The 18,298-nt window shown below is 61.0% G+C and carries 21 protein-coding genes and 1 pseudogene; 12 read left to right on the top strand and 10 right to left on the bottom strand.

What is annotated here, in order from left to right:
- Positions 1–2: 2 nt before the first annotated feature.
- From X735_RS160470 to X735_RS160485, 4 genes are read right to left on the bottom strand one after another with little or no spacing between them, the layout of a single operon-like run.
- Complete coding sequence (locus X735_RS160470) at positions 3–1,103, bottom strand: glycosyltransferase family 4 protein (protein ID WP_023809474.1); 1,101 nt, start codon at positions 1,101–1,103, stop codon at positions 3–5.
- Positions 1,088–2,380 carry a TIGR04295 family B12-binding domain-containing radical SAM protein gene (locus tag X735_RS160475; RefSeq protein WP_023809473.1) on the bottom strand — a complete coding sequence of 431 codons (1,293 nt, stop codon included), beginning with the start codon at positions 2,378–2,380 and terminating at the stop codon, positions 1,088–1,090. The genes X735_RS160470 and X735_RS160475 overlap by 16 nt, the downstream gene beginning before the upstream one ends.
- Positions 2,377–3,450: an NAD-dependent epimerase/dehydratase family protein gene (locus X735_RS160480; RefSeq protein ID WP_023809472.1), complete on the bottom strand. Its 1,074-nt coding sequence runs from the start codon at positions 3,448–3,450 to the stop codon at positions 2,377–2,379. The genes X735_RS160475 and X735_RS160480 overlap by 4 nt, the downstream gene beginning before the upstream one ends.
- Entirely contained in the window at positions 3,447–4,553 is a 1,107-nt protein-coding gene (locus tag X735_RS160485) for an SDR family NAD(P)-dependent oxidoreductase (protein ID WP_023809471.1), read from the bottom strand. The genes X735_RS160480 and X735_RS160485 overlap by 4 nt, the downstream gene beginning before the upstream one ends.
- A 212-nt stretch (positions 4,554–4,765) precedes the next feature.
- Between X735_RS160485 and X735_RS160490 the strand changes: the two genes are divergently transcribed.
- Complete coding sequence (locus tag X735_RS160490; protein WP_023809470.1) at positions 4,766–5,038, top strand: hypothetical protein; 273 nt, start codon at positions 4,766–4,768, stop codon at positions 5,036–5,038.
- A gap of 106 nt (positions 5,039–5,144) precedes the next feature.
- Here the strand turns inward: X735_RS160490 and X735_RS160495 are convergent, their stop codons facing one another.
- Positions 5,145–5,738: a response regulator gene (locus X735_RS160495; protein WP_023809469.1), complete on the bottom strand. Its 594-nt coding sequence runs from the start codon at positions 5,736–5,738 to the stop codon at positions 5,145–5,147.
- Between the two features lie 332 nt (positions 5,739–6,070).
- On the opposite strand from X735_RS160495, the gene X735_RS160500 reads away from it, so the two are divergent.
- Together X735_RS160500 and X735_RS160505 are read left to right on the top strand one after the other, a co-directional pair.
- A complete protein-coding gene (locus X735_RS160500) occupies positions 6,071–9,181 on the top strand; it encodes a CheR family methyltransferase (protein ID WP_023809468.1) in 3,111 nt (1,036 codons plus the stop codon).
- A complete protein-coding gene (locus tag X735_RS160505; RefSeq protein WP_023809467.1) occupies positions 9,178–9,558 on the top strand; it encodes a response regulator in 381 nt (126 codons plus the stop codon). The genes X735_RS160500 and X735_RS160505 overlap by 4 nt, the downstream gene beginning before the upstream one ends.
- A gap of 427 nt (positions 9,559–9,985) precedes the next feature.
- Here X735_RS160505 and X735_RS160510 read toward each other — a convergent pair whose 3' ends face one another.
- Positions 9,986–11,164 (bottom strand): zinc-dependent alcohol dehydrogenase, encoded by a 1,179-nt coding sequence (locus X735_RS160510; protein WP_023809466.1) that lies wholly within the window; start codon positions 11,162–11,164, stop codon positions 9,986–9,988.
- Positions 11,165–11,240: 76 nt separating this feature from the next.
- Positions 11,241–12,017, bottom strand: a complete 777-nt coding sequence (locus X735_RS160515; protein WP_023809465.1) for an SDR family NAD(P)-dependent oxidoreductase — start codon at positions 12,015–12,017, stop codon at positions 11,241–11,243.
- Positions 12,018–12,347: 330 nt separating this feature from the next.
- Here X735_RS160515 and X735_RS160520 point away from each other — a divergent pair, with 330 nt between their 5' ends.
- From X735_RS160520 to X735_RS160550, 8 genes and pseudogenes are all read left to right on the top strand, one after another.
- Positions 12,348–12,614, top strand: a complete 267-nt coding sequence (locus X735_RS160520; protein WP_023809464.1) for a hypothetical protein — start codon at positions 12,348–12,350, stop codon at positions 12,612–12,614.
- Positions 12,611–12,829 (top strand): hypothetical protein, encoded by a 219-nt coding sequence (locus X735_RS160525; RefSeq protein WP_023809463.1) that lies wholly within the window; start codon positions 12,611–12,613, stop codon positions 12,827–12,829. Before X735_RS160520 ends, X735_RS160525 begins: the two co-directional genes overlap by 4 nt.
- 4 nt (positions 12,830–12,833) lie before the next feature.
- A complete protein-coding gene (locus X735_RS160530) occupies positions 12,834–13,052 on the top strand; it encodes a hypothetical protein (protein WP_023809462.1) in 219 nt (72 codons plus the stop codon).
- 84 nt (positions 13,053–13,136) lie between these two features.
- Positions 13,137–13,367: a hypothetical protein gene (locus X735_RS160535; RefSeq protein WP_031212583.1), complete on the top strand. Its 231-nt coding sequence runs from the start codon at positions 13,137–13,139 to the stop codon at positions 13,365–13,367.
- Positions 13,368–13,524: 157 nt separating this feature from the next.
- A complete protein-coding gene (locus X735_RS160540; RefSeq protein ID WP_023809460.1) occupies positions 13,525–13,980 on the top strand; it encodes a hypothetical protein in 456 nt (151 codons plus the stop codon).
- Complete coding sequence (locus X735_RS160545) at positions 13,977–15,197, top strand: divalent metal cation transporter (protein ID WP_023809459.1); 1,221 nt, start codon at positions 13,977–13,979, stop codon at positions 15,195–15,197. The genes X735_RS160540 and X735_RS160545 overlap by 4 nt, the downstream gene beginning before the upstream one ends.
- Positions 15,197–15,566: pseudogene (locus X735_RS01000000165550) on the top strand (hypothetical protein). Before X735_RS160545 ends, X735_RS01000000165550 begins: the two are co-directional and overlap by 1 nt.
- Positions 15,566–15,901: a hypothetical protein gene (locus tag X735_RS160550; protein WP_245273093.1), complete on the top strand. Its 336-nt coding sequence runs from the start codon at positions 15,566–15,568 to the stop codon at positions 15,899–15,901. The pseudogene X735_RS01000000165550 and the gene X735_RS160550 overlap by 1 nt, the downstream one beginning before the upstream one ends.
- Positions 15,902–15,932: 31 nt before the next feature.
- Here X735_RS160550 and X735_RS160555 read toward each other — a convergent pair whose 3' ends face one another.
- Complete coding sequence (locus tag X735_RS160555; protein WP_023809457.1) at positions 15,933–16,259, bottom strand: hypothetical protein; 327 nt, start codon at positions 16,257–16,259, stop codon at positions 15,933–15,935.
- 353 nt (positions 16,260–16,612) lie between these two features.
- Complete coding sequence (locus X735_RS160560; RefSeq protein WP_023809456.1) at positions 16,613–17,044, bottom strand: GNAT family N-acetyltransferase; 432 nt, start codon at positions 17,042–17,044, stop codon at positions 16,613–16,615.
- A 232-nt stretch (positions 17,045–17,276) separates the two neighbouring features.
- Here X735_RS160560 and X735_RS0133655 point away from each other — a divergent pair, with 232 nt between their 5' ends.
- Positions 17,277–17,474, top strand: a complete 198-nt coding sequence (locus X735_RS0133655; protein ID WP_013530427.1) for a hypothetical protein — start codon at positions 17,277–17,279, stop codon at positions 17,472–17,474.
- A 125-nt stretch (positions 17,475–17,599) separates the two neighbouring features.
- Here the strand turns inward: X735_RS0133655 and X735_RS160565 are convergent, their stop codons facing one another.
- On the bottom strand, positions 17,600–18,118 hold the full coding sequence (locus X735_RS160565; RefSeq protein WP_013530428.1) for a ferritin-like domain-containing protein: 519 nt from the start codon (positions 18,116–18,118) through the stop codon (positions 17,600–17,602).
- Positions 18,119–18,298: the final 180 nt, after the last annotated feature.

Genomic DNA, 18,298 nt, shown 5'->3' with positions numbered 1-18,298 from the left:
GGTCAGCGCCCCGCCATGGCCAGGGCCGCCTTGTCGTAGACGCCTCGCATGGCCGCCGCTTGCCTGACCAGTGTAAACCGGCGGCTCCGTCGCATGGCTGCCTGGCCGAGCTCCTGCCTGAATTCGGCGTCGCTGGAGAGACGATTGAGGCAGGCAGCGAGGTCGTGCGGATTGCGCGCATCAAAGAACATCGCGGCCCCGTCCCATAGTTCGCGATAGGTTGCGATGTCGGAAAGCACCAGTGGCGTTGCCGACATGGCAGCTTCCAGCGCGGCCAGACCGAATGGCTCATAGATCGATGGCGACACGAAAATACCGGCGCGCGCCATCAAGGAGCGCACCTCGTGAGACGGCAGTGCTCCCAGAGGAACGGCATAGCTGAAGCCGGCACGTCCGCCGTTGGGACCGTGCATCGAACCGGCGGCAAAGATGGGCCATTGCGTCAGTGACGCGGCCTGGTCGATCACCGCCGCATTTTTGCCCTCGTCCCACCAACGGGCGGCGGCGAAGACGAGCGGTTGACGTTTTTCGGCATTCGGGACGGGGCGGGCGCTATTCGCCACGACGTGCAGGCGCGCGATCGGGCCGTAGCAGGTCTCAAGCATGTCGGCGTGGCTGCGGCTCGGCGCAATGACTGCGTCGGCCCGATCCAAGCCGCGCCTGTTGCGCTCCTTCTGCCAGGCCCATGCGCCATCCACCGCCTGTTTCCTGACGGCGTGGAACCATGTCGTCACGCAGGAATGGGAGACCACCACGGCTGGGCATGGCGCATCGAATCCCGATGCCTGCGTCGGCGCGTTGAAATGGACAAGGTCGATGGCGTGGTCGCGCATGGGCGCAAGCAATTCCCGCGGCAGCGCGTCGAGGTCGCCGCCGTTGCGGGTCATCCAATCCGGCGGCGTATTCAACCAGATCAGCGTCGTGAAAGCCTCCGCCTCCTCGGCCTGCTGCCTCGACGGTTGCGGACCGAGGCCGGCAAGCACCACGCTGTCGCCGCCGTTCACAAGTTCGCGCGCCAGATCAAGGGCATAGCGCCATACGCCGCCCACGGCATCGACGGTCATCAGGATGCGCCGCGAGCGCGGCGTCAGTGTCCGCAACATGTCGCCTCCAGTTCCGCCAGCGGCCGCGGCCGCCTCTCCTGGATGTCACTGAATTTCTGGAAAGATGCGAGGTAGTGGTCATGGGCGCGTTCCCAGGCAAGGTCGTCGGGTTCGCCCCAAAGCTCGCGGTAGCTGGGCGAACTCGGATACGGGTAAAGCGGCACAGGTTCGTTGGCCCATACGCCGTGGTCGATCAGGTGGGTTCGCCAGTGCTCGACTAGGGCGGGATCATCCTCGACCACGCCGATCAGATTGGCCTGGACGAATGGAACGTGACGTCTGGCGTCGACGAGCAGCGCGGCGAGTTCCTCGGTGCCCAGCCGGCAGCGCTTGGCCAGCATTGCCCGGCCTTCGACGGTCAGGCTTTCGAGACCGGCTTCAATGGAGACGCAGCCTGCGGCGCCCAGCAATTCCAGCAGCTCGGGCTTCCACAGATCGATGCGGGTCTGTACGCCGAATTTCACGTCGCGATCGACCAAGGCTTCCAGCAACGCTTTTTGCGGCAGGAAGATTTCGTCGATGAAGTAGATGTAGCCGACACCTTGGGCAATCAGCCGATCGATCTCCGCTACCACCGCTTCGTGGTTTCGACGGCGATAGGCATCGCGGAAATCGATCTTGGCGCAGAAGCTGCAATTGTAGGGACAGCCGCGCGATGCCTCGACTTCCGCGCCGAACCCGACCTGATTGTCATCGAACCTGTGATGGTGATGCGCATGGGCTGCGATCCAGTCCGCTGGCCATTCGAGTGGCGGATGATCGATAAACGAGCTGGCGTGGACGCCGCCGTTCGAAACCACCTTGGCGTCCCGTAGATAAGCGGTTGAGGGCACCGCGCTCCAATCGTCGCGCTGGGCAAGTTGCTCGACGACTTCTTCGCATTCGCCGCGCACGACGATGTCGACACCGAGCTTGCGCAAGGTTGGCGCCGGCGTCGCCGAGCCGTGCGGCCCGACCGCGACCGTGCGTCCACCGCGCCCGGCCAGACGGTTGAGGAAATCGGCCGGCACACGCAATTCCGGCGGTGCGCAGCGCCAGAACAGATAGGTCGGGGCGGTACTGACGACGGTCATAGCCGGGGCGAAATCAGCCACCCGCTCGCAGAGACCGGAATTGTCGAGCTTCTGCAACTGGCCATCCAGCATCAGCACCTGATGTCCGGCGGCTTCGAGCAGGGCCTTCGAATAGCCGAGTTCCAGCGGCAGATGCGGTTGGCGGCAGCCGAAATAAATGCTGTCATCATACGTCCAGGACGGGTTCACCAGGGCGATTTTCATGCAACGTACCTCACGGCTTCAGGGCGAGGCTCGAGCCGATGGCGCTGCAGCCAGTCGGCGAGGTCGCGGATGCCTTCGCGCCATGAAACATGGGCCATCCAGCCAAGCGCGGTTTTGATCTTGCGGGTGTCGGCGACGAAGAAGGGCTGGTCGCCGGTGCGTTCCCCATCATGGCGGATTGAAAGATCATGGCCGGTCAGGCTACGGATTTCGCTCAACAACCTGCGCAGGCTGACCGCATTTTCCGGGCCGCCGCCAAGATTGAATGCCTGGCCTTTGGTGGTCTCGATGCGATCGAGCACGGCCCTGTAGGCGGCGACGGCATCGGAGACATGCAGGATATCGCGCACTTGCCTGCCGTCGCCGTAAATGGTGATTGGGCGTCCCGTCAGCGCGCTGAGCAGGAAGTGTGCGACCCAGCCCTGGTCCTCGGTTCCGAACTGGCGCGGTCCATAGATGCAGCTCATCCGCAGAACCGCCGTCGGCATGCCGTAAGATTTGGCATAGTCGAGCACATACTGATCCGCCGCGCCTTTGGAGCAACCGTAGGGCGTGCAGAAGTCCAGGCCCCGAGCCTCATCGATGCCGTTCCCTTGGATGACGCTGTCGCAAGGCACATAGCGATCGCCATCCTCGCGGACCGCTACGTCGGGCAGGCTGCCATAGACCTTGTTGGTGCTGGCGAAGATCACAGGGATATGCTCACCGCTCAGCCGCGCGGCCTCCAGAACGTTGAACGTCCCGCGAAGGTTGATGTCGAAATCCTCGCCCGGCTGGACCAGGCTTGTGGTGACGGCGGTTTGCGCGGCCAGATGGAAAATTGCCCTGGAAACCATCAAGACAGGCGCCAGTGCGTTGGCGTCTCGCACGTCGATCGTCTCCACCGTGAGGCGACCACCGTGTTTTTGCGCCAGCCATTCAAGGTTCTGCTGGACGCCCGGACGGCTGAGATTGTCGATCACCAGTACCGGCTCGCCATCCGACAACAGGCTGTCGGCGAGGTTCGATCCTATGAAGCCGCTGCCGCCGACGATGGCGACCGGCGCGTCGCGTCGATTGCGTGTGTTCATGAGACCAACCCACGTTCTTCTAGCTCGCGCTTCATGTCGGCGCCGCGGTCGACGGCGGACGTGTTACGCACCCAGGAAACGAACTCGCCGAGCGAATTCTCCAGTTGCCGCACCGGCTCGAAACCGAGCAGCTCACGGGCCTTGGAGATATCGGCGAAGCAGTTCCGGATATCGCCGGAGCGGGCTTTGCCGAGCAGTTCCGGCGAGCGGTTCGGTGTCCCCATGGCTTCGGCCAGCAATCGCGCGACTTCGCCGATCGCATAGGCGCGGCCGCTGCCGATGTTGATGACATGACCCCTTGCCTGGCGTTGCTGCAGAGCAAGGCGAAAGGCGCGGGCGACGTCACGCACATGGACGAAATCGCGCTTCTGTTCGCCATCCTCGAAGATCATTGGCCGTTGGCCGTTGGCGAGACGCGAAGCGAAGTTGGCCAGCACGCCGGTATAGGGATTGGATAACGCCTGGCCGGCGCCGAAGACATTGAACAGGCGCAGCGCGACCGCATCGACGCCATAGGCCTCGCCGAAGATCAGCACGGCGCGTTCCTGTGCGTATTTTGTCAGCGCATAGATGGAGGCGAGATCGACCGGCTTTTCTTCGTCCGTCGGCAGCGGCGAGAGGGCGTCTCCCTCTGGCGACAGCGGGTTCCATTGCCCGCTCCTGATGTCGCTCGCCTTGCGCCGAGCATTGTCGACACGCCGGCCGTCTGGCGTTGCATAGAGCCCTTCGCCATAGACGCTCATCGACGAGGCGACGACGATCCGTTCGACCGGGTGCTTGATCAATGCTTCAAGTAGCGTTGCGGTGCCGAGATCATTGGCGCCGACATAGCGCGCGATCTCGTACATCGATTGTCCGACGCCGACTTCCGCCGCCAGATGAATGACCGCGTCGACACCTTCCAGCGCCCTGGCGACCGCCTCCCGGTCGCGGACGTCGCCCTTGATCAGTTCGGTCCCGGCGGGAAGCGCGACGGCTTCGCCCGCATGCACCTGCTCCAGCAGCGCATCGAGGATGCGAACCGAATAATCCTGCTCGACGAGTTCCTGTGCGACATGCCGGCCGATGAAGCCGCAGCCTCCTGTAACCAATATGCGTTTCACGACGACTCCTCAGACAAGTAACCTCGGCGCCCCGAACTTTTCGGCAAAAGGTTTGTTCCCTTGCTTCAACAAAGTTCCTTTGGCCGGTCCCATTGGGAGCCGGCGCAGCGCGATCACGGCGCGGTTCTGGAACATTGACGTGCTTGTGCTGTTAGGACGCCCGACAGCCCGCGTGTCCTATGTGGCAACGCCGATGATCAAAGGAGATTTCAATGTCTCAGTCGCAAACGACCACCAACCATGACGAAATTCGCAAATGGGCCGAGGAGCGGGACGGCCGGCCGGCGGTGGTGCGCACCAAAGGCGAGGGCGGTATCCTGCGGATTGACTTCGGCGAGCCCGAGGAAGCATTCGAGCCCATCGAATGGGACGAGTTCTTCCGGATATTCGACGAGAATGATCTGGCCTTTCTGTATCAGGCCAAGACCGGTGAGGGGAAAGCCAGCCGTTTCAACAAGTTCGTCGAGCGCAATCAGAAGGGCTGATGACGCCGGTCAAGCGGCCTATCTGTACGGCCAATTTTTCGAGATGTGGTGAACAATGACGGCCCCGCGGCTTAGCACTTCAGCCTGAGAGGTCTTGGAAAACAAACTAATGCATCAGTTTTGCGCCGCGGGTTTTCGCCATCTCTTGCATGATGTCGTTGAGCCAGTTTTCAGTGGATTGACCAAGCTGTCTGCGGTCGACATCCCGGATCGCTTGCTCGAGCGTCCTCTCGACGAGCCGATCCGATGCCTCGACGTCTGCCAGCAAAAGGCGCGCCGCAAGTCGCAGTTTGGGCAAAAGCGCGAAGACGTCGTCGGAGGGGTCCGGCACGGGGGCCGCTCGCCCAGATGCCTGCGGGGGAAAGAGCGCGTTGAACACCGCCTGGCTGCCCGAGGATTTCCGCAAATTGCTGGCGTAGCGGAGATGATCGGGAATGGCGATGTCGTCATCGCCACTGAAGAACACGAAGGGGACACCCCGGCGCATCAACTCATCGGCGATTGGAAACACGCGTCGGCCATTGAGATTGACGTCGAGGATTGCAGCTTCAGCCGTCCCGGTGTGTTTGGATGCCTGTTCGACGGTTGCAGCGGGACCGAGGATGATGGCACCCATATTGCTGAAAAACCGCGCAAGATCTCCCGCCATCGCCCATTCGTCTTCGACTATCAGAATATGCAGCCCCCGCAGGTCGCGCACGTCGTCATCCTTTCTTGGAACGGAGATTAGAATGCAGCGGATTTGCCTTCCGAATTCTGTCGTCCAAGGCCGCCTGCAACCGTCTCGTAAGCGCCAGCATGCGATCAGGGACGGCCCCAGCATGGGAACTTCCAAGCGATCCAGGCTCCCCTGATACCACCGGCGTCGGGAGTTTTATGTCAGCAGATCGTTTTGTCATTGAACCACCATTGATATCGGGTTCAACGTCATCCCTGACGTCTTGTTCCATCCGTCTTGCGCGCTATATGGTTGTGTCCTGTCCGCCGGCCTTGAGGGGATTTCAGGTCGGGTCGGCGAAAGGGGGACATGACGTGACAGCCCAACCGAAAAGGTTTCCCATCGTGGGCATAGGCGCGTCCGCGGGCGGCATTCCCGCGATGGAAGGTCTGTTCAAAGGCGTGGCCGGTCAGCCTGGTATGGCTTTCGTCATCATCACGCATCTCAGCCCCAAGCGCGAAAGCCTGTTGCACGAGGTCATCAGCCGCTACACCGACATGCCTGTCATTGTGATCGAGGACGGCATGGTGGTTGAACCTGACCACGTCTATGTGATGCCGCAAAACGTGACATTGGCCATTGAATCGGGGGTGCTGCACCTCCGCCGGCCGAATGGGCTTACCCAGGAGCGCAAGCCCATCGATATCTTCTTCGCCGCATTGGGTGAAGACCAGGGCGAATATGCCGTTGGCGTCATCCTGTCGGGCGGCGACTCCGATGGAACCCTGGGCGCCAAGGCCATCAAGGAGCGGGGCGGGTTTACCGTCGCGCAAGCGCCGGACGGCTACGGGCCGCGCAATCCCGACATGCCGCAGAGCGCTATTGCCAGCGGACTCGTCGATGTCGCTGTGCCCGCCGAGGAGATCGGGGCGAAGCTGGAGGCTTTCGCCCGCGGCTTCGACCCGCTGGAAGGGCTGGCGGAAGAAGATGGCGACCACACGGCCGACATCGATAAGGTGCGAGAACAGATATACGCCATTCTGCGCAGCCACTCCGGCCACGACTTCTCGGGCTACAAGACCAAGACATTCCTGCGCCGCGTGAAGCGGCGCATGCAGATCGCCCAGGTCCATTCCATCAGCGCTTATATAGACTGGCTGAAGAAGGATGCTCGCGAGGTGATGAACCTTTTTCGCGATCTGCTGATCAATGTCACCAACTTCTTTCGCGACCCCGATGCCTTCGAGTTGCTCGAGCGAAAGATCATACCGCAGCTGTTCGAAGGCAAGACCGCCAGCGACACCGTCAGGGTCTGGGTTCCCGGATGCGCCACGGGCGAGGAGGTGTTCTCCATCGGCATCCTGCTGCGCGAACACATGGAGAAGCTTACGGTCGTTCCGCGCGTCCAGATATTCGCCACCGACATCGACGAGCCGGCGCTGGCGGTGGCGCGGGCGGCACGCTATCCGGAAGCCTTGCTGCAAGGTCTTTCTCCCGAACGCAAACAGCGGTTTTTCAACGGCGATGGCGAAAGCTATGTCATCAGCAATGCGATACGCGAACTGTGCATCTTCTCGCCGCACAGCGTCATTCGCGATCCACCCTTCTCGCGCATGGACTTGGTCTCCTGCCGCAATCTGCTGATCTATTTCGGCCCGATCATCCAAAACCGCGTCATCCCTGTCTTCCATTATGCGCTGAAGCCCGGCGGTTACCTTTTCCTTGGCACCTCCGAAAGCGTCGGGCAGCACGACGATCTGTTCGCCACCGTCGACAAGAAACATCGCATCTTCCATGCGCGGGAGCATGCCTCACCGCACATCAGACTGCCGGCCCTGATCGGGGAAAGTCATTCCAGCGTCTTCCCATCCGAAAGCGCCGGCTCGAAGAAGGGACTTGTCGGCTATCCCTTGCGGCAGGCAGTGGAGGCGCAGGTGCTGGAACGGTTCGCGCCGCCGCATGTCCTGGTCAACGCCGAGGGCGATGTCGTCTATTATTCGGCCAGGACCGGCAGATATCTCGAAGCGCCACAAGGGATTCCCAGCCGGCAGTTGCTGACGATGGCAAGGCGTGGGCTGCGGCTGGATCTCCGCGCCGCACTGCGCGAAGCGACGACCACGCGCCGCACAGTGGTGCGGGAAAACCTCACCGTGGAGGAAGACGACGAACGGGTCCAGCCGATCAGGCTGACGATCGAGCCGCTCGCGGAACGCGGCAACGGCGAGCCGCTTTACCTTGTCCTTTTCGAGCCGTCGGGCCCGACGCAGGCCCGCTCAGAGGAAGACGGCGGCAGCCGTGACAGTGACAGCACCGCCGATCTCGAGCGGGAACTGCGCGATACCAGAGAGCGCCTGCAATCGATGATCGAGGAATACGAGACCGCGCTGGAGGAGGTGAAATCGTCCAACGAGGAACTCGTCTCCGTCAATGAGGAGGCGCAATCCACCAACGAGGAACTCGAAGCCTCGAAGGAGGAGATGCAGTCGCTCAACGAGGAACTCAACACGATCAACGCCGAGTTGACGGCCAAGATAGAAGAGCTCAACCACGCTAACGGCGATCTGCGCAACCTGTTCGAAAGCACCGACATAGCGACCATTTTCCTCGACCGCAGCCTTGTGGTCCGCACCTTCACGCCGGCGGCGTCATCCTTCTTCAGCCTGCGCCCCTCCGATGTTGGCCGGCCGCTGACGGATTTGTCGAGCCAACTCGACTACCCAGAGTTGAAGCAGCACATCGACAAGGTGTTCGAGACAGGCGAGATCCTGAATCACCATCTGCCGCGCGATGCCAGGGGCTTGTTCCACATGGTCCGCATCAATCCCTATCGGGACAAGGGCAACAGGATCCAGGGCGTGGTGGTGACACTTGTCGATGTCACCACGCTGGCACAGGCAGAAGAGCATCAGCAGGTGCTCATCTCGGAACTTAACCACCGGGTCAAGAACATGCTTGCGGTGATCGCCAGCATTGCAAGCCGCACGCGGGAAAGTTCTGATACGAAGGAGGAGTTCGCGGATGCGCTGATCGGCCGCCTGCATGCCATGTCGCGGGCCTACGGCCTGCTGACCCGGGAGAGATGGAAGGAAGCCTCGGTCAGGGAATTGCTCCAGCAGGAGCTCGAACCATTCGGCATCGAGCGGGTTGAACTCGATGGCGCAGACGTGAAATTAGGCCCGCAACAGGGGCTTTCCCTCAGCATGGCCATTCATGAACTGGCCACCAATGCGGCCAAGTATGGCGCTTTGTCAAAAGTCGACGGCAAGGTCAGTGTGCAATGGTCGATCGACCATGACAGTTTCACATTTGGCTGGCGCGAAAAGAACGGCCCTCCTGTAGAGGCGCCGTTGGACAACGGCTTTGGCCTGACCCTGTTGCAGGGAGAAATCGGTTACAGGCTCGGCGGCCATGTCGAGACCGCGTTCCACAAGGACGGCCTCAGCGTCCAGATCGCATTTCCGGCAAATCACAAGGAGGCGCCGTGAGCGACGACAGGCCGCGCGTTCTGGTGGTCGAGGACGAATGGCTGATCGCCGAAGACGTCGCGTCTCGCCTGCGTGCGGCGGGTTATCCGGTGATCGGCCCGGTCTCGTCGGTCGCCGCGGCTCGTCAGCTTATCGATGCAGGCAAAGCCGACGTGGCGCTGCTGGACATTCAATTGAACGGTGAAACAAGTCTGCCCGTGGCCGAAACATTGCTGGCTCGCGGCATCCCCTTCGCATTCATGACCGGATTTGGGCCGCGCGACGTTCCCACACCCTTCCGAAACTGCAAATTCGTGCCGAAACCGGCAGGCGACGCTGCACTTCTCAACACCCTGGCCGACCTGGCATCGCTTCGTCCCGACAAACACTCGCTGTGATTTCAAGAGGCCGGTTTCGATCAGTCCAGGGGCTTGTCGGTCGGCCTAGGCGTGGTGCTCGCCTGACGCGGCCGCCCGGCGTTTCGATTGGCAACCGGATTGTCCAGCGGCGGGGCCGATGGCCGGGATGTGCCGGCGGTTTTCGGCGTCAGCGGCTTGGCACCGGCATCTGTGTCACTGGCGTCCCGTCTCGGGTGCGGCAGAGCATCGGCGTTTGGCGACCGGACGCTGGGTTTCGATGTGGGATTCTCATTGCTCATGGCGATAACTTCCTTCGCAGCGGGCGGGCACGACAGTCTCGTCGCCCTGAGTTTATTCTGCGGGTCAACCGCCGCCACGGTCGAAAGTTCCAGGTTCCTCGGCAGCGTCGGTGCTATCCTTGGCGGGGAATCCGCGCAAGGTGGACCCCGCGCAAGATACCGACATCTCAGCCATGCGGTCGCATCACCACCTTGATGCAGCCATCCTGCTTGTCACGGAACGTCTTGTAGAGGTCCGGTCCCGCTTCGAGGTCTGCCCGGTGCGTGATCACGAAGGAGGGATCGATGTCGCCCTTCTGTACCATGGCCAGGAGCGGTTCGAGATAGCGTTGCGTGTGCGTCTGACCCATCCGGAAGGTCAGTCCCTTGTTCATGGCGGCGCCGAACGGAATATGATCGACGAGGCCGATATAGACGCCGGGCACCGAGATGGTGCCGCCTTTGCGGCAGGAGTAAATTGCTTCGCGCAATACATGCGGCCTATCGGTGCCGAGATAGACGGCAGCCTTGACCTTGTCGAGCATGGAGTCGGCACTGGCGCCGGGATCCGACTCGGTACCGACACAGTCTATGCAGCGATCCGGACCGCGGCCATCGGTCATCGCCATCAAGGCGTCGTAGATATCGGAGTTGCTGAAGTCGAGCGTCTCGGCCTTGCCGTGCTCGCGAGCCATCGCCAGCCGCTCCGGCACCTTGTCTATGGCAATGACGCGGCCGGCGCCGAGCATCCATGCGCTCTGAATGGCGAACTGACCAACCGGACCGCAACCCCAGATGGCGACGGTTTCGCCTGGCTCGATGCCGGCGTTTTCAGCCGCCATATAGCCGGTTGGAAAGATGTCGGAGAGGAACAGCACCTGTTCGTCGTCCATTCCCTCGGGCACCTTTATCGGACCGACATCAGCGAAAGGAACGCGCAGATATTCGGCTTGCCCTCCCCAATAGCCGCCGACCAGATGCGAATAGCCGAACAGGCCAGCCGGGGATTGTCCCATCACTTCGGCAGCCTGTTTGGCATTGGGATTGGACCTGTCGCAAAGCGAGAACAGCCCCTTCTGGCAAAACCAGCATTCGCCGCATGAGATGTTGAAAGGCACCACGATGCGGTCGCCCTTTCTGAATTTCGAATGGCCGCTGCCGACTTCCACGACCTCGCCCATCGTCTCGTGTCCGAGCACATCGCCCGACTCCATCGTCGGCATATATCCGTTCATCAGATGCAGGTCCGAGCCGCATATGGCGCAACAGGTGACTTTGATGATGACGTCACGATCATCCTCGATGGCGGGATCAGCCACCTGGTCGCATCGAATGTCGCCTTTGCCGTGCCACGTGAGCGCTTTCATGATGGTGCTCCTGCCTTGGAAGAAGGTCGGCAGAAGAGTCTGCCCGACATTTTGGTTCTGGCGTGAAGGCTGAAGGTCAGCCTTTGGAGGCAGAACCCGGCTCGGCCATCTTGCGGTGCTGTTCGGCCAGCGTGCCTGCCGGCGTCACATGTGCCGCGGCGACCTGCAGCTTGTTCTTCCAGCCGCTGATGACTTGTTCCTCACCGTCCATCATCGCCTCGTAGCCGGCCTCGGCCACATCGGCGGGATTGTCCTTCTCATCGGCGCCGACCTTGGTATCCATCATTTCGGCGCGTTCGAAGAACCGCGTCTGCGTTGCCCCGGGCATCAGCACGGTGACTGTGGCCTGCAACTCATGACGCAGTGCGATCGAGAAGGAATCGATGAAAGCCTTGGTGCCGTTGTAGACCGCCTGGAAAGTGCCCGGCATGAAACCAGCGATCGATCCTGTGAAGAGAATGCGGCCTCGGCCGCGGCGTGCCATCCTGACTCCGAGTTGATGCGCGAGATAGACTGTCCCGGTGATGTTGGTGTCGATGATGCGGCGTACTTTTTTCCAATCCTGATCGACGAAACCACGGCCGAGCCCACGTCCGGCATTCAGGAACAACAGGTCGACATCGCGATCGCCGATCCCGGCGATCAAACGATCGACACCCTCCTCGGTCGCCAGATCGGCCTCGATGGCTTCGACAGTCACACCATGCGAACCGAGCGCCTCAGCTGCCTGCTGGATCGCGGGCTCGTCGGCGGCTAGCATCAGGTGGTAGCCGTCCTTGGCGCACAGTTTGGCGAGTTCCTTCCCAATGCCGCTCGAGGCGCCCGTCACCACGGCCAATTTTTCATTCGTCATCTCGTCCTCCGAGCTTCGCTTCGGCCGAACCACTGTCGGGACGGATTGTTCCGTACGGAGAGGTTGAATGCGTGGCCGTATGCAGGCCGTGACAAGGATTTGTTCTTGAGTTCAATGAACACGCGGCGTGGAGAGGTGGAACAACTCAGGTCCGGGCGAGTTCGATATCATGCAGCATCGTTGCTCCCCTTGTTTGATGCTGCACGATCGGGTCCCCTCAGCCTGATCCGCTCGCGCTTTCTATCGGAAAGCGCGAGCATCTAATCACCTCGACAATCATGTTTTGGAACAACAAACCCGTTCGGCAGTTCGGGGCGCAGGAGGAATAAAATGCAATACGCCGAAGAAATCGCGCTCAGGCGCGTGAAAATGCTGGTCGAACAATATGTTGTCGCCAGGAGCAGGAGATATGATTTCGTCTCGACGGAACTTGCCTGCAAGGCCATTCGCCAAGTCGTACGAAGTCCGATCGAAGACGCCGAACTGGACCATTTGCTGGCTAGAAGCGCGGTCAAACAGGGGCTTTCGGTGCGGTTCGACCGAATAGGTCATTGGCAGGCGGCTTCGCCCGAACTCAGCCAGGAGAAATCGGCATGAGAGCAGTGCTATTGATGTCAGCGGCATTACTCGCCTTGGCGGGGTGCAACGACAATGCCGATCCGGCCAAGTCCAAGACGGACACTACGAACAGCCAGCCGGTGGACAAGAATCCCACGACGGACACCAACCCGACGCCGCAGACCAGCACCGGCGGCGACCAGCAAGGTACGCAGCCAACGCAGCCCGCATCTCCAAAGCCAAGTGGCGACTAGGCCTATGGAGCGACGCAACGCAATAATCTCGCTGGTGATAGCGGCGGTCATCATTGTCGGTTTCATCGTCGGCTTTTTCTACGTTGACATGGGCTGGCAGACCTCCCCGCTGAAACGTGCGCCGGAGCAGAACCAGGGCGGCTATGCCCCGGCGGACACCGCCCCGGCTGCGGGCGTCCAGAAAAATCCCAGGAAAAACACGGAAATGCCGGGGCAACAGTGATCGACGGCCGGCAGCAACAGGAGAGGGCGACCTCGCGGTGACCCTGCCGAACTGAGTTCAATACAGCACCGATCTGGAGTGTGGATGATGGGCATCCTTTCCGACCTCGACAAGAAGCTGACGGACAATATGTACGAGCATGGCAGCGAATTCACCGATGCGGTTTCGGATCTGCCGGAAGCAGTCGTGGAAGCGGTCGAACGGCTGATGTTTTTCATCCAGCCCGACGCGCGCGATACAGTCAGAACTCAGGTTCTCGGCCTCATTCACGAATACAGAATCCAAGACGCGCCGAACGGGGATCGCCCCGCCTGACCTTCAGCTTACGCTGGTGCGGCAATTGAAACCGATCGGGACCTGGCTCGCCGCCTCGTGCTCCGGATCGGCGGGCGCGGTCGTTGACGGACCCGACGAGTGCTCTAGATCAGATTTACGCCGGCCACGGTTTTGTTGGGTCGGGGGAGACTATTCGGTGGCGCACCAAACGCCTGATTTGATCGTTAGACGCCGCTATCTCAGGCACGACTGCCTGTGCTTGCTGTTGCTGATGTTGTCGGCATGCTCATCTTCCGATCAGATCGAGCAGCAATCACGAACAGCGGCCTCCGCATCGCAGACCGTGTTGATGGCGCTGGACGCCTGGGCGGCAGGGGCGGCGCCGACCGCATACACGGTGGGTACGCTGCAATCGATCGGCGAGACGCTTGCCGACGCCGGGGCGCAAATCCGGTCCGCGCAAACCAGTGAACCCGCCGAGCAAGCTTCACTGACAAAGGCAGTCTACGATTTGTCGGTCGCGGTGGCGCGTGCAGAGGCCGGATTGCAGGCGGGCGACCGGCCGGAAGTCCAAGACGCGCAACAGGATCTACGGCTGGCGTCGCGTTCGCTCGCTACCGCCTACGCCAAGTATTTCGCGCCGAAGCCATGAAGAAGCTCATGGAAATATCCCTCGGCGTCGTCACCAGCGTCGGCGGCTTCCTCGAAGTTGGGTCCATGGCGACGGCGGCGCAGGCAGGCGCGATGTTTGGCTTCCAGTTGATCTGGGCGGTGGTGCTAGGCACCATCTGCATCATCTTCCTTGTCGAAATGTCCGGCCGGTTCGCGGCCGTGAGCCATCACACGATCTCCGACGGCATCCGCGAGAGATTCGGCTTCAACGTCTTTCTATGGCCGTTGCTGGCCGCCCTGCTGGTCAATTTCCTGGTGCTGTCCGCCGAGATCGGCGGCGTCGCCATTGCGCTCGAATTTGCCACCGGCATAGGCTTCCAGTGGTGGGCACTGCCGGTGGCTTTGCTGGCGTGGCTGCTGCTTTGGAAAGGCACCTTCGGCTTCATCGAGAAGGGCGTATCTATTCTCGGTCTGGTGACGCTGTGTTTCGTCGTCGGAGCGGTGATGCTGAGACCCGATTGGACGGCAGTCGCAAGGGGCGCCGTGCCTTCGCTGCCGGTCCACGATGCCGCCAATTACTGGTTCATGGCGGTGAGCATTCTCGGCGCCTCGATATCGCCCTACCTCTTCATGTTCTATTCCTCGGGGGCCATCGAGGACAGGTGGGACAAAAGCTATCTCGGAGCCAATCGGGCCATAGCGGGGTTGGGCATGACTTTCGGGGGGACCATCTCGATCGGCGTGTTGATCGTGGCCGCTCTCGTGCTCGCCACGCATGGCGTCACCCAGGTGGACGACTATCACCAATTGCCGTTGATGCTGATATCCATATTCGGCTTCTGGGGCTTCGTGCTGTTTGTTGCCTCCCTCGCCATTGCCTGCTTCGGCGCCGCACTAGAGGTCGGGTTGCAACAGGCCTATCTTGTGGCCCAGGGTTTCGGCTGGAATTGGGGCGAGGATCGCAAGCCGCGCGACGATCCGGGTTTCAGCGCCACCTACACGATATCATTGCTTTTGGCGGCTATTCCCATCGCGCTTGGTCTCGATCCGCTGAGGCTCACCATCTTCTCCATGGCGCTGACGGCAGCCAGCCTGCCGCTGACGGTCGTTCCTTTCCTGTTTCTGCTGAACGACAAACGTTATGTCGGCGAGCATCGCAATGGCTTTTTGTCGAATGCCGCCGTCATCTTCATCATCGCGCTTGGCTTCGTACTGGCGGTGGTGACCATCCCGCTGCAGATATTCGGGGGCACATGATGAAGTTGCTGCGTGATCTCCTCGACAAGCAGGTGGTCGACCGCGAGCAGATCAAGATCGGCAAGGTCGACGGGCTNCGACGGGCTGGTGGCGGAGTTGCGGCCTGGCAAGCCGCCTCGGATCATTGCCATCGAGCTCGGCTCCATCACCCTGGCACGTCGCCTCGGCGCAGGGCCTGGGCGCTGGATGGCGCGGCTCGCGGTCAAGCTGGGTGGCAAGCAGCATGGCGAACCCCATCGGATCGCCTGGCACAAGGTCAAAGATATCGGCATCGATATCGAGTTCGACATCGATGTGCGAGAAACGTCGATCTTCGCCTGGCAGGACTGGTTGCGCGACCATGTCATCGAGCGCATTCCGGGAGCTTGATGATGACCACGGTCAATCTCGAGCATCTGGCTGGGCGACGCGTACTCTCGCAGCGCGGCAAGAATGTCGGCTATATCGAGGAGATCCACGCCGAACGGGATGGTGACGATTTCGTCGTCACCGAATTCCATGTCGGGGTCTACGCCGCTTTCGAGCGTCTTTCGGCCTCGGCCATAGGCGTGGCGGTGCTGGATCTTTTCCGATTGCGCCGCCGCGACGGTCTATATCGCATCCCTTGGGACAAGCTCGACATTTCCGATCCCGCGCGACCGCGGCTGCTGTGCCCAATGACCGAACTCTCAGGCATGAAGGGCGCACCAGACCTCCATGAATAGGCCGTGGGGTGCTGCATCGTCGGGATCGTTCTCAGCGCAGCATGCTTGCCGCCAGGAAAACCACGGCTGCTATCAAAACGACAGCTGCAATCACCAAAACCGGCCAGTTGGCGCCAGGCCGCAGTTCCGGCTCGCCTTCGACCGGGCGCATGGCATTGGCAAAGCTGGCATCGTTTTCGAATTCTGGACGATTGCGCGGCGGACTTGTCCCAGCGACCGGATTTTGTGTGTCCGCGGCCTCTGCGTCTGTCTCAAGCGGGGCAATGGCGGGATCGAACCCCGGCGTCTTGTCCTGCGTCGCTCCTGCCTGAACTTCGCCTCTGGCCGCGGCAGGGGTCGGACTTGAAACCTTGGCCATGATTTCTCCCTTTCAACCACGCCCTGGCAGACTTGCACTTGTGAGCGCGGCGAGAGCAAAGCTTGCGTGCGCCGGAGCGGCCTACCACGGTCGATTTGCTCGCCATGCGGTCCCTCGTAGCGCACGCCAAACTTCTGCCGCCGCCGATTTGTTCCAAGCAGCAACACCCACGGCCTGAGTCGGTTCACACGAGGCTGTGTCGCTCAAGAATTTGGCTGTGGAGCATGGCGTCGCAAATTGGCGTTAGATCAGCCTTGGCAGATCCTATGAACAGTCACTGCTCGCTGCGGGAAAATGAACCGACCCGTCGCTGCCTCGCGATTGAGGCCATGACGGCAGGTTCGCGATCAATTTCACAGCAGATCTTTCCGAAGGAAGATGCGGGCATGTCCAGGGATCCCGAATTCGACTTTGCCAAATTCCTCGAAACCATGGCGCATGTAGAATACCGGTGCCTGGAAACTGCTCGTCTCCACGACGGCCTTCTTACAGCCACGCCGGATGGCTTCTTCCTCGACAGTCCTGAGAAGTTGTGAGCCAAAGGATTGGCCACGCAACTGCTCAGGCAGGAAGAACATGTCGAGAAACAGGAGCCCGAGCTCCGTTCTGCCCCAAAGCCCGCCCCAGACTCTTCCTGAGTGGTCGCAAAGCTCCGCTCCGATGACAGCTCGGTCGTCGATCCCGGTCTGTGCGATGTTGTATTGATAGAGCGCTGCGGCGGCCCGCGCTCTATCATCCTCGCTATACGTCAAAGCGGTTGTAAATCTCTCGGATCGGAATGACATGCATTTTCCTCCTGGGTGGGCACAGGCATGAGACCCGCCGGCAACGTCGGTCACGGCCAAGATGAACTCGTTGCCAACGCCAAGAAAATAAATCCGACAGCCATCTCAGGCGCCTTCGAACGCCGCGGGCTTTGTGGTCTTCACAAAATGTTACGTGAGGGAACGTTCGCGCCTGACTCTTCTTAGGCAATCGAGGCGGTTGTCGCCTCGTGGATTTTGAAGGAGAAGAAGAATGCCCAATCAAGGTGGTAGTCACGAACAGCATGTGAAGGCAGGCCAGCAGAGCCACAAGAACGCCGACAATAAAAACCGTCAGCAACAGCAGGCCGCTGGTGGTGGTCAACGGCAGCAGGGCGATGGATCCGGCATGCGTGGTGGAACCCACGAACAGCACGTGAAAGCTGGCGAACAAAGCCACAAGAACCGCTGATCGCGGTTGATTTCAGCAGACCCACCCCGAAGTATCGGGGTGGGTCTGATTGCATCTGAAGGGGTACCGACGAAGAGGCCGGGTCGCGAAGTCGCCCCGGCGGCTTTGGCGCCGGGCACAACCAGTCAGGCAGCTTGCTCCAGGGCGCGCTCATTGACACCGCCTTCGCCCAGCCCGGAAAGCGCTTCGTCCGTCGCGACCTCCTCTTTCAATGTCTCGTTGAGGAGCTTGACCACGTCGCTCTTGCCAAGCTGTTCAGCCCACGCGACCAACGTGCCATAGCGCGCGATTTCATAATGCTCGACGGCCTGTGCCGCGCCGACCAGCCCTGCATCCAGCGCCGGGTCACCCTTGTATTCGTCGAGAATTTCCGACCCTTCCTCAAGAATGCCGTCGATCGCCGGACAGGTCTTGCCGCGGGCCGGTTTGTCCATAAGTTCGAACACTTGCTCGAGCCGATCGACCTGGCCTTCGGTTTCCATGCGATGTTTCTCAAAGGCCGCGGCCACCTCCTCGGATTCGGCGCCCTTTGCCATCTTCGGCAAGGCTTTGAGTATCTTCTTTTCAGCGTAGTAAATGTCCTTCAGCCCATCGAGGAACAAAGCCTCCAGTCCCTTTGTCGTCGCTCTTTTTGCAGTCGCCATGATTTGTCTCCCTGGATTGTCGTGAAAGCTCACCGGCGGTGTAGCCATGGACTAACTTTCCATGGAAGCAGTTGTTCCCTGGGCGCGACTCGGAAGGGCAGCACGCCAAACACCGCTTTTGTCGAAAACCGATCGCTGTCAAAAGGCGATGGATGATGACGGTGTGAGAACCGCCGGCAG

This window comes from Mesorhizobium sp. L2C084A000, from assembly GCF_000502875.1.
Taxonomy (GTDB): domain Bacteria; phylum Pseudomonadota; class Alphaproteobacteria; order Rhizobiales; family Rhizobiaceae; genus Mesorhizobium.
The sequence above is the reverse complement of the archived record's forward strand: the minus strand, read 5'-3'. Positions and strand labels throughout refer to the sequence as shown.